Raw genomic sequence first — 14,552 nt, forward strand, 5'->3', positions numbered from 1 at the left:
TTCCTCTTTTATTTATATAGAGATTTATAATAGTAATATGGAGGATATGAGTAATAAGGATAACCGTAATATGGGTAAGGGTAACCATATCCGAATGGCGGAGCTAAGGCACTTCCCAAAAGCAGACCTCCCAGGAAAGGAAACCCGAAGCCAAAACCGAACGGCCTGCCCAATCCAAATGGTCTTCCGAATCCTAACGGTCTCCCAAAACCAAACGGCCTGCCAAACCCGAAAGGTCTCCCAAAACCAAATGGCCTCCTCAAGTCATCATCTGGGCTAATCTGCATTAGTCCATTCACTTCATTCTGCATGTCCAGTCCTCTTCAGGATAAATTGCAGTATTAGAGTATGCAGATATTTATTTTAAGAGTAGGCTGTCACCTAGTCAGAAATTCAAATACACCGCAAAAAAAGAGCAATGCCCGAAAGCATCACTCTTTTCATTTCTTTATCGCAGTCTAACGGGCAGTAAGACCCCCACTTCAAGACTCAGAGGAATCAAAGGAGGATAAGTGGGGGTCAAACTGCCCGTAAAGGCCCGATTGGTTCAACTAACAATCAGTGAACCCCCCACTGATTGAAGTTTCACTTTATTTTGAGAAGCCGCAGGCTATTCAAGGTGACCAGCAAGGTTGCTCCCATGTCCGCGAATATGGCAATCCATAGGGTCAGCCAGCCCGGAACAACCAGCAATAAAGCCAGTGCCTTGATTCCAAGTGAGAACGTGATATTCTGCTTGATGATCCTTAACGCTTTTTGGCTGAGTTTAATCGTATAAGGCAATTTGCTCAAGTCATCTGACATTAGGGCAATATCTGCTGTTTCTAGTGCTGTATCTGTTCCGGCACCGCCCATGGCAACCCCGATAGACGCAGCAGCAAGAGCAGGCGCATCATTGACGCCATCCCCGACCATTGCCACACTTTGATGGCCGGCACGAAGTTCTTTAATAACAGCCAGTTTATCCTGCGGCAGCAAATCCGCTTTAATCTCGGAAACGCCGGCTTGCTTTCCGATCTCCAAAGCCGTTCTGTGATTGTCGCCTGTCAGCATAACCGTTTTAATTCCCATATCATTTAGTTTGCTGATGACCGTTTTCGAATGCTCCCGTATTTCATCTGCAACAGCTATTAATAGCAGAATTTCGCTTGCTGTCCCTAGAATCATAACGGTTTTACCCTGGGTCTGCAGATCTGCTATTTGCTTTTGAATAGTGCTTTCCATGCCGCTATGAAGCTCCTCAAACAGATTGGGGCTGCCGGCATAGTAGAGGACACCATTTACTGCGGCTTTTACTCCCTTTCCGGTAATAGAGGTGAATTCCTCTGTGTCCAGCCCGGTAAAATCAGTGCCCATTTCTTCTGCTTTTTTCATGATTGCTGAAGCAAGGGGATGCTGTGACCCTTTCTCTATGGCAGCCGTGACTTTGAGGAGCTGTCTTTCATCACCTTTAATAGTGATGATGTCTGTAACTGCAGGAACACCTTTTGTTAATGTGCCTGTTTTATCAAATGCAATCGATTTAAGCGCCCCTGTTTCCTCCAGGTGGATGCCGCCCTTAATCAGGACACCGTTTCTTGCTGCATTACCGACGGCCGTAACGACGGCTACCGGTGTAGACACGACAAGCGCACACGGACAGCCGACAACGAGTGCTGCTAGCCCCTGGTAAATCCATTCGTTCCAATCCCCGCCAAACAGCGGAGGAACAACCGCTATTAAAAGTGCTAAAACAATGATGGCAGGCGTATAATACCTGGCAAATTTATCGACAAACTGCTGGGAAGGCGCTTTTTCCGCCTGTGCTTCTTCAACTAAATGAATGATTTTAGCGATGGTGGTATCTTCAGCATGCTTTGTGACTTTTACTTCAAGCAATCCCTCTTCATTTAGTGTACCTGCAAAAACCTCATCACCTGCAGTCTTAACGGCAGGCACGCTCTCTCCTGTAATCGCTGCCTGGTTCAGGGAAGAGGTTCCTTTCAAGACCACGCCATCCATGGCCAATTTTTCTCCCGGCTTCACAATCATGATGTCACCAATTTGAATATCATCCACATGAATCCGCATTTCTTCATTGTCCCGTTTGATCAATGCTTCTTTAGGGGCAATGTCCATCAATGATTCAATGGACTGACGCGCTTTTTCCATTGAGAAACGCTCAAGGGCTTCACTGATGGCGAAAAGGATGACAACCATCGCTCCTTCTCCCCACTCGCCAATGATCGCTGCACCTATAATAGCGATCGTCATCAGGGTGCTCATGTCAAAATTCAATCTTGCAAGATTTTTGAAGCCTTTCAGGAATAAAGTATAACCGCCTATGATTATAGCTGCTGCATACCCTGTGATCGGGTATAGATGATCCTCTCCATACTGTTCGCTTAAAAACCAGCTGATAATGAGAATAAGAGCTGATATATAGACTTTATAATTTGATTTCTGCTTCCAGAACGGCTCGCGCACAACCGCTTTTTCATTCTCGGCACGCAGCTTCAGATTTTCGAAGGCTCCGGCTTTTTCGACCGCCTTCATTGAAGCTGTCCCAGTAACGGTTATTTTGGAAGCTCCGAAATTCACATTCGCATCTAAAACGCCATCCAGGCGTTTCACGTTCTCTTCGAACGTCTTGGCACAGCCTGCTCAGGAAAAGCCCTGAACACGGTAGGTTACCGTCTCTTTCTCCGCAATTCCAGCTTGTTCAGACATTGGCTTTCACCTCATTTCTGTGTTCAAGTGCAATCATCATTAATTGCCTGATATGATCATCATCCAATGAATAAAAAGCCAATTTCCCTTCTTTCCGGAACTTAACAATTCCCTGCTTATGCAATGTCCGCAAATGGTGGGATGCCGTTGCAACTGTTGCGCCAATGATATTGGCAATATCACAGACACATAGCTCTTCATCCCGGGTTAGTGCATAAGAAATTTTTGCCCTGTTCTCATCAGCAAGAGCCTTAAATAATTGGGCAGCACCTGAAAGATCTTCCTTCACCAGTTCCCCCTGAATGCGGTTCACTTTGTCTTCATCAAAGCAGTAAATTTCGCATGTATCTTTAGAGCCCAATTTTTTCTCCCCTCATTATTCAAACATTCATTTGAATATATTATACCTCGTCTGTGAGCTTATTCAAACAATTATTTGAATATTGTATGAAAAAAGGAACCGGATTGCTCCGATTCCTTTTATTTCTTTACTTCTTCTTTCAGTTTTATTAATAATTCATCCGAATTCTCCGCTGCAATCAATTTTCCGTCCACTACAGCATAGGGAGACAGCCTGCATTCTTTGCATTTGCTCTGACATTCGTATTCTTTATAAATAATATTCTTCTGGCTCAGGAATTGATTAAATTCAGTTAAATTATCTTCTTTTAAAAATTCATCCAGATTCCGCTGGCAAAATTCAATTGAAGATGTTTTTTGCTTTGAGAATAGTTTGTTGATGAGTTTCACCTTATCAAACTTCCTTTTGGTTTTTCTTTTAAGCTCTTTTCCGTATAAATTGTTGTCCGCCCTTGCCGGCATCCACCATATGGGGAGGGAAGAAATCAAAATGAGGCTTATATTCTTCACCCAATCCATAGTTTAAGATCTGGAGGCATTCGCCATTTTCTGCCGGATAACCCATCAATTCGGCTATCCTCTTTTCGATCCTTTCGACCAGCTCATTTTCCCTGAAGCGGAAAGCCATGCTCCTGCTTGTTCTGCCGGAACCTGCCCGTTCAACTCCCGAACCCGTATCCACTACACGGGATGGCTGCAGGCGGCTCCTTGAAAGACTGATGAGCTCATCACATTCTCCTGAGCTGAGCACAGAATCCAAGTGGAGGACAAACGGCTTTTCATTCCTGGAAAGCACTTTGACGTCCCTGTCATCGGCATGCAAGATGTTCCCCTTCCTGCCTATTTCTGGGACTTCATAATTATATCGAATCTGCTGCCCTTCTGTCGTCCCAATTGCTTCATTTCCAACAATTTTAAATAAAGTCTCATAAGCAAACCGGCTATCAAATCCCTTCTTGATCAAAGCATTTGCAAGGGAAATCGGACTCACTTCATTTTTTAGCGCACCCGTAATCCATTCCTTCAGTTCGTCTGATATCTGCATAACCTTAGCCATCATCGTCCCCCTGTATGACTCACTGAAAATACCCGTCGGCCTAAAAATGGAAATATATGTATTTTATTATAAAAGGAACTGAATCGATTTAGATGCATGAAATTTGGTATTCGCACTAGCATGGCGATCTTTTTCTTTTCGCTGTACTCTTTTTCGGCCTCATGACCGCCTGATGACGAACAATTCCCCCCAACTGTACTAATCTCCGGCTTCAAGCTTCACAAAAAAACAGGAAGAGCATCCCACTCTATCCTGCACAATCTCAATTTTTTTTACTTATTACGTCTATATTTCTTCTTATTTTTAAATCATCATCTACTCATCCAATCATGATTTTTTCTTCAGCATATTTAAAATTAGCTTTTTCTCTTCTTCTGGCAAGTGCGAAAGCAAGAGTTAAAGGACCCACTCTGCCAGCAAACATCATCAAAGCAATTAATTGTTTTCCTAATGGACTCAGTTCAGGAGTTAAGCCAAGAGACATCCCAACTGTGCCGAAAGCGGAAATAACTTCAAATAAAAGCATATTCAACGGTGCATTCTCTGTCAAAGAAAGAAGAAATAGAACCAGTGCTATCAATCCCATAGAGTACACTGTAATCGTAAATGCCCGAAAAATTAATTCCTTAGGGATTCTTCTGCCCATCAGATTAACTTCTTCATCTTCTTTAATGAGCGCTCTGACAGCAAGCAGGATCAAGGCAAAAGTTGTTACTTTAATGCCTCCTGCGGTTCCGCCTGATCCTCCGCCAATAAACATTAGAAGCATGGTAATAAGCTGCGAGCCCATTGTCAGCTCACCCGTATTAAGCGAATTAAAACCAGCTGTTCTTGGAACGACTCCGTGAAAATAAGATCCTAACAGTTTTTCCTTCATTCCCAAGTCACCAATTGTCGCGGGATTATTGAATTCCAAAAAGAATATGAAAACTGTGCCTAAAATATTAAGAATCAGTGTCATCAGCAAAACCAATTTCGTATGGAGAGAAAGTTTCCGTAAACTTTTATTGATTTTTAAATCAAGCAGCACGATATAGCCAATCCCCCCAATGATGAACAGCGAGCTTAACGTCATAATGACAGTAAAGTCCCCTGCATAACCGGTGACGCTGCTAAAGTCGCCCATTATATCAAACCCTGCATTATTAAAAGCTGAGACCGAATGAAAAGCCCCATAGTATAAAGATTGTGGAAACCCAAAATCTTCAGCCCAGCGAACACCCAAAATGATTGCACCAATTGCTTCTACAATCAGAGTAAAAGCCACCACAAATTTTACAAGACGTACCATCCCTTCAATTGTAAGCTGATTTAATGATTCCTGTATCATCAGCCTCCCCTTTAAGCCAATAGTTTTCCCAAGCATAATGGCAATGAGAACTCCAAAGGTCATAAAACCAAGTCCGCCTATTTGTATAAGCGCCATAAGAACTACCTGGCCAAAAACCGTAAAAGTTGTTTGTGTATCTACGACGACTAAACCTGTCACACATACAGCAGAAGTTGCTTCAAATAATGCATCAATAAACGATAGATGATGCCTGTCACTAGTGGAAAAAGGCAGCATAAGCAGCAGGGTGCCAATCGCTATTAGTATTAAAAAGCCAACAGACAAAGCCTGAGCAGGATTCATCCTGATCCAGGTGCCGGGCCGCTTAATTCTTCTACTCCTTCTGGTTTCTTTGTACATGGTCCATAATCTCCTCATTTAGATGGTAAACATAATTGAAAAGCTTAAACTCCATGCCTCTCAAATCTGCCAATCCCTTTATTGTGTCCCATTATAATCAGGACATCTCCCTTTAAAATGACCTCTTCAGCGGGCGGAGTAACGATTATTTCCTTCCCGCGCTGAATCCCCACGATATTACAGCCATACTTAGCCCTTATATTCAATTCTGATAGAGATTTGTTGGCAATCTTATTTGTAGCCACAATCTCCACCATACTATAATCTTCAGACAGCTCAATATAATCAATCATCTTTTCTGAAACAATATGGTGGGCAATCCGCTTTGCCATATCCCGCTCCGGATGAATCACACGATCAACGCCAATTTTTTCGAGCACTCTGGCATGATACTCATTATGTGCCTTCGCCCACACCTTTGGAATTCCCAATTCTTTTAACAGCAATGATGTCAATATGCTGGACTCAATGTTTTCACCAAATGAAACAAATGCATGATCAATATTCTTAATTCCCGTCTGTTTAATCGCAGCTTCATCAATACCATTGATTTGAACGGCATATGTCACAAACTGTGCGTAATGATTCACTTTCTCCTGATCCACATCAATCGCAAGCACTTCCACACCCAATTCATGAAATTCCTTTACAAGACTGCCGCCAAAGCGGCCTAATCCAAATACTGCATACTGTTTTTTCATTGAAGAAATTCCCTTCTTTTAGAAAAATGAACACAAAAAGACCACTCTTAATTTAGAATGGCCAATGGTTTCCATTAACCCTTCTCTCGATTTGGCTTACGGAGTTAGCTGTCGGATTAGGGATTGAGAGTATCCCTTCTTAGCTTTAATATGCTAAGATTCACCCCAAGATAAACAAGGTTTATCAAAATTGGTTCCCCCGCTCAAATGATTCAGCAAAAAGGTTTGCTATGAAATTAATAAATATAAATTACTCCCATGTTTATCTCTTGTCAATCTTTTTTTCATAAAGCTTTGTTTAAAGGTATATTAATTTTTGAACAAAAGAAAAAGACCTCCTTATAAGGTCCTTTTGGTCATTCCTTATTGAACTGGCACACCCGTTTGTTCAATAAGGTAATGACAAAATGTTTAATCCTTTATATGTAATATTAATTAAATTGTAACTGAGAAACAAAGTAACACAAAGCCAATAAGAAGCAACCAAGAACGAATAGATTGAAAGAACATCCATCGTTTTCTTATTTCCTTCCAAGCAGCGGGTGGGTTATCTCCATCCCACTGTTTGATTGCCTTGTTAATAGGAACATTATATCTAATAGTTATTATTGTTGCTAAGATGAACATTCCAGCAGAAGAAAAACGGCTTGCAAGCTCGATTGTTCCAAGTTCTTTAGTAAATACTGCAAAGGATAAGGTTAGAATGACACTTACAGGCATTAATATAGGCATAATACGTCCATATGTTTTCAGGGAAGCTTGTTCAAAAAATATATGTTGCTTTTGAGGTAAATGACGGATAACTGGATGCACTAAAGCGTATGAAGTAAACTCAGCACAAGCAGTAAAGCCCGCTATCAACAAAGTAATAAAACCTAAGAAATCCAATTTAACATCTCCTAATAATTGAGTTAATAATTTTATTATCATTATACAAGTATTGAACAGTTTTAATTATATTAGGAATAAGTTTTTTTAACTATTCTCTCTCAATAAAAGAAGCGAAAACGGCTGCCCCGTTTGTTTTAAAAAAAAAATCAATATTATTTTCATCATGGCCTTTCACAAAAAAAAGAAACGGCTTTCAGCACCGCCTCCCTAACTGATTATATTCCCTCTTTCAAAATGATTCATTTCTGTTAATTCAATCATATACTCATAGTTGTCAATCCTTTTTTGAAGAGTTTCCTTTTCACTGTCTGATGCAGCCTGACCGTGCATTTTAATCTCCAGTTCTTGTTTTGCAGCTTCAAGCTTCTTCTTTATTTCTAAATAGTTCATTTTCAGCACCCTTTCGCCTTTTATAAAATTTGAAAGGAGGAATGAAAACGCTTTCCCCTTAATTTAATTATAACCGTTTAACCCCCTTATTCATTTCAGAATATATTGATAATTTGTGAAATATTAAAGTACCTAGAACGGCAAGCAGGTCAGATATCATGGAGAAATAATAGAATTAACATTCGGAATCGAGTATGAATATGAATTCGCAATTATACTCGATTTTTTTTTGAGAAACAGCAAGCAACAGGTAACTTATATTAATATATAGAGAGAAGCAGAAGAGGTATCCTAGAAAGGGGGAAAATATGAATATACAAGAAATAATACATCAGCTAATGGACAATAACATTTTCCATTCAAAGCCAACTTATCATGAACAATTAAATGGTGGTACGGTAAGTGAATTGTACCTTCTGCATTTTGAGGATATAAAGTATGTCATTAAGAAAAATGAACCACAAATTATTAAATCGGAGGCAAATTTCCTTAATGATTACAAGAAGACTGATTTATTGCCAAAACTTTTATTCGTTGAACCATTATACAAGTACATCATTTATTCCTTCATTGAAGGCACTGCCAATTATGTTAGAAAAAACAAAAAAGAAACCCTCCAAACACTGGTGCAAGGGCTTTTAAATCATTACAAACCCGTTGAAAACAGTGAAGGCTGGGGCTGGGCGGATCAGCCATCAGAATCTTGGCAGAGTTTTATACTTGATAAAATCAATGAAGCAAATAAAATTCTCCATTCACGATTAGATACTAGTCATTATAATATCGTACTGGAGCTTGCTGAAAAAAACAGCCAATGCAAAGAGCCATTTTTACTGCACGGGGATTGCGGAGTACATAATTTTATTTTTCGTAATGGAGAATTAAGTGGTGTAATTGACCCGACGCCTGTTATTGGCGAGCCGTTATATGATTTAATATATGCTTTTTGTTCATCCCCAGAGGAACTAACAAAAGAAACCCTTCTTAGTGCAGCAGCCTTTTTGAAATCTAAAACTGAAATAAATCCTTCTGTTTTATATGAAGAGGCACTAGTTGGTTTATATCTTAGAATGGCAACTTGCATAAAACATCATCCAAGTGATTTTCAGGAATACCTTGAAGCCTGGGATTACTGGGAGGAAATCGTAAAAGACATTAATCATTATTAAGCATTCATTGAGTACTTTATTGGAATATGTCACATACAAAAAATAAAGCTCAAGAGCCATATGCTCCGAGCTTTTTTGTGTGTATTTTACTGTGCTAATTTACCTGTGAATTAAAATGCTATTTTAACTGAATTATTTACTAAAACGGATAGTGCATTATTCCCATATCGCAGATGCCCACTCAGGATGATCTATAAACGGATTGCGGTTATGCTGGTAATCAGAGTAGATGATTTCGTTTCTTCTTCGTTCTTTATCATCGACCGGATCTTCCTTATGCCACTCTAGCAGGACAGACATTCTGCCATGATAAGGAGCAGAACCGTTGTTGACTGCATTGTTTAGCTCCAGATCCACTTCTCCGCTGTCTCCTTCATAGCGGACAGCCATATAAAACAGCATCCGGGCTACATCACCTTTTACAGCATCCCTTGGTTCCCAGGAATCTGAGTCATAGTAATTTCCAAGTGCTTCAGAATGCTGGGACCCCCCATTATCAAAATCAAGATTTCCTCTCGAACTATTTACAGATACATCTGTTGGCCGCAAATGATGAAGGTCAGTTCCCGCCCCCATCGCTGTGCCAAAGTCTCCGTGCGATTTAGCCCACACATGTTCTCTGTTCCAGTCATTGACTCCAGATCCATTGTTGAATTTGCCCTGAGAACGGCCGGTATATAAGAGAATGACGTTATTCGGATTAGCCGGGTCTTCGTCTGTTTCACGAAGAGCTTCCCATACATTGGAATAGGAAATTTCAGTATGGTCATCAATGATGTTATGAAGAGCTGATTTTAAAGACTGACCTGTTTTTCCATATGCAGCATCATAATACCCGCCAGGTCCGGGTTCCGGGTCAGTTGCTCCGCCGCCACTATCCAGTTCAAAAGCAGTACCGTCCTTAAGCCCCGGATGAGAAAAATAGGCAGTCAGCGTTCCCGTAACTTTCATTTTCTTTCCCATCAGAGATGGATTCGATTTCAAACCAAAGCTTGAGCGAAAGGAGGATGGGATTTGAACATAAATCATTTTAGCCAAGCTAGTCTCTGATGGACTTTCCGCCAAGGCTAAAGCATAGTCATTTGGAAACCCGCTGATGATAACCGTATTTGCTGCAGTCGGCTGTCCAACCACATAGCCTTGAACAGTTTTGGATGAGTTATTTTGTGCATTGATTCCCTGTGAAACCGAATAAGGTGATGACCAGGACCCATCTCCCCCAGCTGCCTTTGTTATTGAATCTTGGATGGGCTGCATTACAATGAGAATGGCAGCAAATAGAATAAACGATAAAAGCAGACCTTTTCTCTTGCGATTCAGCATTCATTCGCCTCCATAATGTTTTGAAAGGACTTGGAAATCAGAAAAGTCACAATCAACCCTTAGTATAAATGAACACCCTCGGCCATGACATGATGTATTGGTCCCGAAATTTCGCTGTTTTACAATACTTAACAATCGTGTAATGCTTACTTTTTTAGAATGCCCAAATACTCAATCCAAGGACCAACATCTGTCCTGTACCTATTTGCCAATACTCTTGTAATCTGTGTAATATGCGTAAGATCATGAACAGCCCAAGTGGAAATCAATTCCCTGACTCTTACTGGGCCAAATGCAGGGTGAATCCCTTTCTTTTCGAAATGAGTTTCCAGATCAGGCATCCCCCTCAGTGTGGCCAAATTTTTTATTCTAAGGGTCTTAAAGATCTTAAGCTTTTCTTCAAGCGGCAGTTCCTCTGACAAACTTAAATGAGCAAAACGGTCAAAGGGAGGAAATGGCTTGCTTTCCCCTTCCTGCAAAATAAATGTCAGTCGCGGAATCCAATTTTTCTCCTCGCCATCAATCAAATGATCAACCACTTCGGCTGCATTCCACGTGCCTTCCCCTTCATTGCCATAAAGCCATTCTGAAAATAGACCGCTTAGTAATGCATCCAGCGTATCCGGTGTACGTTCAAGAATTTCAATAGCTTCTCTTAAGTTAAAATTCATATATTCGCTCCTTTCAACCTTCACGGCTTTCCTATAATAATTTCTCAAAAGCAGTAATAGTCAGTGAATCATTTATTTTTATTTTTTCAACCTCCCTAAATCCACTTTTCAGATAAAATGCGACAGCTGGAGTATTCTTAGAGCCGGTTGTGACAACCATTTTTTCAATCATCGGCCTCCGTTCAATGTAATTCAGCAGCTCTTGTGCAATTCCCATTCTAAAATATTCAGGATGCACAATGAGTCTATGTATATCTAAAACACCTTTCTCCTGTTTAAACGAAATCACCCCGCATAATTTTTTACCAGTAAAATACCCAAAAAAGGTCTCTCCTGTAATTTGCAGGGTATTAGCAGTATCTTTCAAAGGGGGCAAATCAGGATAACCAATAATTTCAGCCTCAATTTTATACGCGGGAAGCTGTACGCTTAGAACCTGCTCAGCCGCTTTTCGGTCTTTAATATTTATTTCCTTAATCATGATGGTCCCTCTTCTTATATTAGTTTAAAAAATAATTTCTCTATCAAAAATATTTTCCCTCTTTTTTTGGACGAATATAGGCATTCCAATATAAAATGTTAGCTAAAGGGGGACGAATGGGATGAATTTAAACTATGAAGTGATAACAGAAGACAATATCAGCCTTTGCCGGGATTTATGCAATGAGCTGATGGCTTTTCAAAAATCTAAGGCACATATAACACCTGAGCGTTTTGACAGCATGAATTTTGAAACAAGATTGGTTCCATCCGTAAAATCTGCTATACATAATTATATTGTAATTGTTAAGGACGACGAAGAAATCGTGGGCTATGTTTATTCTAATGTTTCACCTAAGAAAGCCTACTCCAATGATTTCGCCACTTTTTTTGATCTAACTTCAGTCAGGAAAGAAAATGTTGGCTGCTTATCACAATTCTTTATTAAAGATGGCTATCGGCAATACGGAATTGGTTCAGTTCTTTTTAACATGTCGATGGAATGGTTAAGTCAATTTAATGATGTGGAAGATTATTTTATTTATGTATCAAATGGAAATACAGAGGCCCTTGAATTTTATAAAAGCAAAGGATTTACTGTGAGTCACGATATTCTGGACGGCTTTATTACAGTTTTGCGAAAATAGGATTATTTTTTCCATAATTCATGTACCCATACTCATTAAAAATATAGTGGACATTCCCATAAATCTTGTTATAATTCAAAAAGAAATTACTTTGAAAAGGGTGCATTATGGGAAATACATGCAGATATGTTGTGAGTGCCACCGGGAAAAACGGGGAGACTTATTATACGCAATGCAAGGATAAAGAGGAGTTAAAAGAGTGGCTGGCTGAACATGAAGACAAGCTGAATAAGAAGGAACTGAAGGTGACGGACAAAAAAAGACACCCTCTTTTGAGCTGGCTTAACTTCTGATCGTATTTGTCCTTTTCTATAAAACTACTATTTTTTTAATAGTAATCATGGATAAGAAAATCTTATGATTTACAACTTTTATGATTATTGTTAATATATTAAAAAAACATTATATTTTTCGCTTAATCTTATTTGAGCGGGGGAACCAATTGTACTTTTTCTTAAAAGTACCTGGGGTGAATCCTTTTACAGGTAGGGTACTCTCAAGACCCGAACCCGACAGCTAACCTCGTAAGCGTGTTGAGAGGGAAACACTGCATCTATGCACAGTGGTTTTTACCTCTGTGTTTTTTTGTTGCCTTTTTTAAGTTAGGTTTATGTTTTTTGGGGGTAATATAGGGAAGGACATTATTTTCTGTGTCTATATTTTACATTTTTTTACATCATTCATTGGAGGAAAGCGTATGAAATTATCTACTAAAATTATTATTGCTTTGATTGCAGGGGGAATTACAGGTTTACTGATTAATTTGTTTGCGCCTGGAATATTTCCTGAGCTTGACAAGTTTGTGTTTACACCGCTTGGAAAAATCTTTTTAAACTTAATCAACATGCTGGTTGTCCCGATTGTATTCTTTTCCATTACTCTTGGTACAGCCGGGCTTGGTGATCCAAAGAAATTAGGAAGAATAGGTGTCAAAACGATATCCTACTTCTTAGTTACTACAAGTATAGCGATTATTATCGGACTAGCTTTGGCATATGTCTTCCAGCCGGGAAATGTCGGGGAATTTGACGTAACAAACGTGGAGTATGAATCTGAAGAAGCTCCGCCTGTCTCAGAGACACTATTAAATATTATTCCGACCAATCCGGTAAAAGCCTTTACGGAAGGAAACATGCTTCAGATTATTACTTTTTCCATTTTTGTCGGATTTGCCTTAACGATGCTCGGCAATAAAACAAAAGGCATTTTAAACCTGATTGAACAGGGCAATGACATAATGATGTATCTTGTTAATCTGGTTATGAAATTTGCGCCATATGGAACATTCGGACTTATTGTTTCTGCTGTTGGAAGCCAGGGTCTCGATGCCATTAAGGCAATGGGACTTTATATGATCGTGGTTGTTCTTGCCCTTCTTGTCCATGCCATTATCACCTATGGCGGTTCAATAGCACTCATTGCAAAAAGAAATCCATTAACCTTCTTTAAGGGATTTGCACCTGCCATGGGAGTAGCGTTCAGTACTTCAAGCAGTAATGCCACATTGCCGATTTCGATGAGTACTGCCCAAAAAAATCTGAAAGTTCCTGAATCAATCAGCAGCTTTGTGCAGCCGCTTGGTGCAACGATTAACATGGATGGAACAGCCATCATGCAGGGTGTTGCCACTATATTTATCGCACAGGTATTCAATGTGGATTTATCACTCACCCAGCTTATCACGGTTGTTCTTACCGCAGTGCTTGCCAGCGTTGGTACTGCAGGTGTGCCGGGTGTCGGCCTGATCATGCTGGCGATGGTTCTTAACTCCGTTAACCTTCCGGTTGAAGGTATCGCATTAATCATTGGTATTGACCGTCTGCTTGATATGACGAGAACAGCTGTCAATATTACAGGCGATGCTGCTTGTGCAGTGATTGTCGCGGAAACAGAAGCAAAAAAAGAGGCTGTTAAAGCCTGATCAAAAAATAACACCGGTTATCCGGTGTTATTTTTTTCGGAGCTCTTCCTCCCCTTCTTCATTCAATTTCATTGCTTTTCTATGATAGTTTAGTATAATTAGATTCATAACCATCACGTAACAGTTTGGAGGAAACCTCATGGGGCTGAGAAGTTAAGAATAGGAGAATTGGCTGAAAAAGCAAAGGTTACGAAGAGAACGATTGATTACTATACTTCCCTGGGTCTTTTAGAAGCAGAACGTTCACCTTCAAATTATCGCTATTATGACCACTCCTCCATCGAACGTATTGCTTTCATCGAGAAATGTAAAGCGGATGGTTTGTCATTGGAGGAAATCAAGAAAAAAGTCATCAGCCAATTTTCTGAAGAGGTAGATGTTCTTGAGCTAAGGCTAAAAATTCAGGATCTGGAGGAGGATGTAACGAAAGCACTTTCTCAGCTGAAAAAATCAGATCCGGAAAAATATGAATACGTTAAAAAAAATATTTCACATGAAAGCTTATCATTAATTCAGTCACTGCTTTTATTGCTGAACTAATAT

At 39.9% G+C, this 14,552-nt stretch carries 17 protein-coding genes and 2 riboswitches; of the genes, 5 read left to right on the forward strand and 12 right to left on the reverse strand.

Features of this window, described 5'->3' with window-relative positions:
* Nucleotides 1-8: 8 nt before the first annotated feature.
* From NAF01_RS15345 to NAF01_RS15385, 9 genes are all read right to left on the reverse strand, one after another.
* On the reverse strand, nucleotides 9-311 hold the full coding sequence (locus NAF01_RS15345; RefSeq protein WP_250800754.1) for a hypothetical protein: 303 nt from the start codon (nucleotides 309-311) through the stop codon (nucleotides 9-11).
* Nucleotides 312-585: 274 nt separating this feature from the next.
* Complete coding sequence (locus NAF01_RS15350) at nucleotides 586-2,709, reverse strand: heavy metal translocating P-type ATPase (RefSeq protein WP_250800755.1); 2,124 nt, start codon at nucleotides 2,707-2,709, stop codon at nucleotides 586-588.
* Nucleotides 2,702-3,070 (reverse strand): ArsR/SmtB family transcription factor, encoded by a 369-nt coding sequence (locus NAF01_RS15355; protein ID WP_163140991.1) that lies wholly within the window; start codon nucleotides 3,068-3,070, stop codon nucleotides 2,702-2,704. Before NAF01_RS15355 ends, NAF01_RS15350 begins: the two co-directional genes overlap by 8 nt.
* 119 nt (nucleotides 3,071-3,189) lie before the next feature.
* Nucleotides 3,190-3,459 (reverse strand): DUF1450 domain-containing protein, encoded by a 270-nt coding sequence (locus tag NAF01_RS15360; protein WP_048010022.1) that lies wholly within the window; start codon nucleotides 3,457-3,459, stop codon nucleotides 3,190-3,192.
* A 28-nt stretch (nucleotides 3,460-3,487) separates the two neighbouring features.
* A complete protein-coding gene (locus NAF01_RS15365) occupies nucleotides 3,488-4,126 on the reverse strand; it encodes a prolyl 4-hydroxylase family protein (protein ID WP_250800756.1) in 639 nt (212 codons plus the stop codon).
* Between the two features lie 319 nt (nucleotides 4,127-4,445).
* Nucleotides 4,446-5,816, reverse strand: coding sequence for a TrkH family potassium uptake protein (locus tag NAF01_RS15370; RefSeq protein ID WP_163140993.1), 1,371 nt, complete (start codon nucleotides 5,814-5,816; stop codon nucleotides 4,446-4,448).
* A gap of 44 nt (nucleotides 5,817-5,860) precedes the next feature.
* Complete coding sequence (locus NAF01_RS15375; RefSeq protein WP_048010013.1) at nucleotides 5,861-6,517, reverse strand: potassium channel family protein; 657 nt, start codon at nucleotides 6,515-6,517, stop codon at nucleotides 5,861-5,863.
* Nucleotides 6,518-6,595: 78 nt separating this feature from the next.
* Nucleotides 6,596-6,745: riboswitch (cyclic di-AMP (ydaO/yuaA leader) on the reverse strand.
* A 207-nt stretch (nucleotides 6,746-6,952) separates the two neighbouring features.
* Nucleotides 6,953-7,405: an anthrone oxygenase family protein gene (locus tag NAF01_RS15380; RefSeq protein ID WP_250800757.1), complete on the reverse strand. Its 453-nt coding sequence runs from the start codon at nucleotides 7,403-7,405 to the stop codon at nucleotides 6,953-6,955.
* Nucleotides 7,406-7,615: 210 nt separating this feature from the next.
* Nucleotides 7,616-7,798: a DUF3896 family protein gene (locus tag NAF01_RS15385; protein WP_250800758.1), complete on the reverse strand. Its 183-nt coding sequence runs from the start codon at nucleotides 7,796-7,798 to the stop codon at nucleotides 7,616-7,618.
* Between the two features lie 308 nt (nucleotides 7,799-8,106).
* On the opposite strand from NAF01_RS15385, the gene NAF01_RS15390 reads away from it, so the two are divergent.
* Entirely contained in the window at nucleotides 8,107-8,967 is an 861-nt protein-coding gene (locus tag NAF01_RS15390; RefSeq protein WP_250800759.1) for a phosphotransferase, read from the forward strand.
* A 156-nt stretch (nucleotides 8,968-9,123) separates the two neighbouring features.
* Here the strand turns inward: NAF01_RS15390 and NAF01_RS15395 are convergent, their stop codons facing one another.
* From NAF01_RS15395 to NAF01_RS15405, 3 genes are all read right to left on the reverse strand, one after another.
* Nucleotides 9,124-10,290 carry an endonuclease gene (locus tag NAF01_RS15395; RefSeq protein WP_250800760.1) on the reverse strand — a complete coding sequence of 389 codons (1,167 nt, stop codon included), beginning with the start codon at nucleotides 10,288-10,290 and terminating at the stop codon, nucleotides 9,124-9,126.
* Between the two features lie 146 nt (nucleotides 10,291-10,436).
* On the reverse strand, nucleotides 10,437-10,961 hold the full coding sequence (locus NAF01_RS15400) for a DinB family protein (RefSeq protein WP_250800761.1): 525 nt from the start codon (nucleotides 10,959-10,961) through the stop codon (nucleotides 10,437-10,439).
* 31 nt (nucleotides 10,962-10,992) lie between these two features.
* On the reverse strand, nucleotides 10,993-11,442 hold the full coding sequence (locus NAF01_RS15405) for a GNAT family N-acetyltransferase (RefSeq protein ID WP_222499628.1): 450 nt from the start codon (nucleotides 11,440-11,442) through the stop codon (nucleotides 10,993-10,995).
* 121 nt (nucleotides 11,443-11,563) lie between these two features.
* Here NAF01_RS15405 and NAF01_RS15410 point away from each other — a divergent pair, with 121 nt between their 5' ends.
* From NAF01_RS15410 to NAF01_RS15425, 4 genes are all read left to right on the forward strand, one after another.
* On the forward strand, nucleotides 11,564-12,088 hold the full coding sequence (locus NAF01_RS15410; RefSeq protein ID WP_250800762.1) for a GNAT family N-acetyltransferase: 525 nt from the start codon (nucleotides 11,564-11,566) through the stop codon (nucleotides 12,086-12,088).
* 107 nt (nucleotides 12,089-12,195) lie between these two features.
* The gene (locus NAF01_RS15415; protein WP_048010006.1) at nucleotides 12,196-12,381 is read left to right on the forward strand and encodes a hypothetical protein; all 186 of its coding nucleotides are present in this window, start codon (nucleotides 12,196-12,198) and stop codon (nucleotides 12,379-12,381) included.
* Nucleotides 12,382-12,490: 109 nt separating this feature from the next.
* Nucleotides 12,491-12,635: riboswitch (cyclic di-AMP (ydaO/yuaA leader) on the forward strand.
* 150 nt (nucleotides 12,636-12,785) lie between these two features.
* Entirely contained in the window at nucleotides 12,786-14,009 is a 1,224-nt protein-coding gene (locus NAF01_RS15420; RefSeq protein WP_048010005.1) for a dicarboxylate/amino acid:cation symporter, read from the forward strand.
* A gap of 168 nt (nucleotides 14,010-14,177) precedes the next feature.
* Nucleotides 14,178-14,549 (forward strand): MerR family transcriptional regulator, encoded by a 372-nt coding sequence (locus tag NAF01_RS15425; protein ID WP_048010004.1) that lies wholly within the window; start codon nucleotides 14,178-14,180, stop codon nucleotides 14,547-14,549.
* The last annotated feature ends 3 nt before the right edge of the window (nucleotides 14,550-14,552 follow it).

The sequence above is a fragment of the Cytobacillus firmus genome (assembly GCF_023657595.1).
In the GTDB taxonomy this organism is placed as follows: Bacteria; Bacillota; Bacilli; order Bacillales; family Cytobacillaceae; genus Cytobacillus; species Cytobacillus firmus_B.

Coding starts and splice junctions, on each gene's coding strand:
- NAF01_RS15345 (WP_250800754.1), bottom strand. CDS start 311: ATGCAGAATGAAGTGAATGGACTAATGCAGATTAGCCCAGATGATGAC.
- NAF01_RS15365 (WP_250800756.1), bottom strand. CDS start 4,126: ATGGCTAAGGTTATGCAGATATCAGACGAACTGAAGGAATGGATTACG.
- NAF01_RS15370 (WP_163140993.1), bottom strand. CDS start 5,816: ATGTACAAAGAAACCAGAAGGAGTAGAAGAATTAAGCGGCCCGGCACC.
- NAF01_RS15375 (WP_048010013.1), bottom strand. CDS start 6,517: ATGAAAAAACAGTATGCAGTATTTGGATTAGGCCGCTTTGGCGGCAGT.
- NAF01_RS15385 (WP_250800758.1), bottom strand. CDS start 7,798: ATGAACTATTTAGAAATAAAGAAGAAGCTTGAAGCTGCAAAACAAGAA.
- NAF01_RS15390 (WP_250800759.1), top strand. CDS start 8,107: ATGAATATACAAGAAATAATACATCAGCTAATGGACAATAACATTTTC.
- NAF01_RS15395 (WP_250800760.1), bottom strand. CDS start 10,290: ATGCTGAATCGCAAGAGAAAAGGTCTGCTTTTATCGTTTATTCTATTT.
- NAF01_RS15400 (WP_250800761.1), bottom strand. CDS start 10,961: ATGAATTTTAACTTAAGAGAAGCTATTGAAATTCTTGAACGTACACCG.
- NAF01_RS15405 (WP_222499628.1), bottom strand. CDS start 11,442: ATGATTAAGGAAATAAATATTAAAGACCGAAAAGCGGCTGAGCAGGTT.
- NAF01_RS15410 (WP_250800762.1), top strand. CDS start 11,564: ATGAATTTAAACTATGAAGTGATAACAGAAGACAATATCAGCCTTTGC.
- NAF01_RS15415 (WP_048010006.1), top strand. CDS start 12,196: ATGGGAAATACATGCAGATATGTTGTGAGTGCCACCGGGAAAAACGGG.
- NAF01_RS15420 (WP_048010005.1), top strand. CDS start 12,786: ATGAAATTATCTACTAAAATTATTATTGCTTTGATTGCAGGGGGAATT.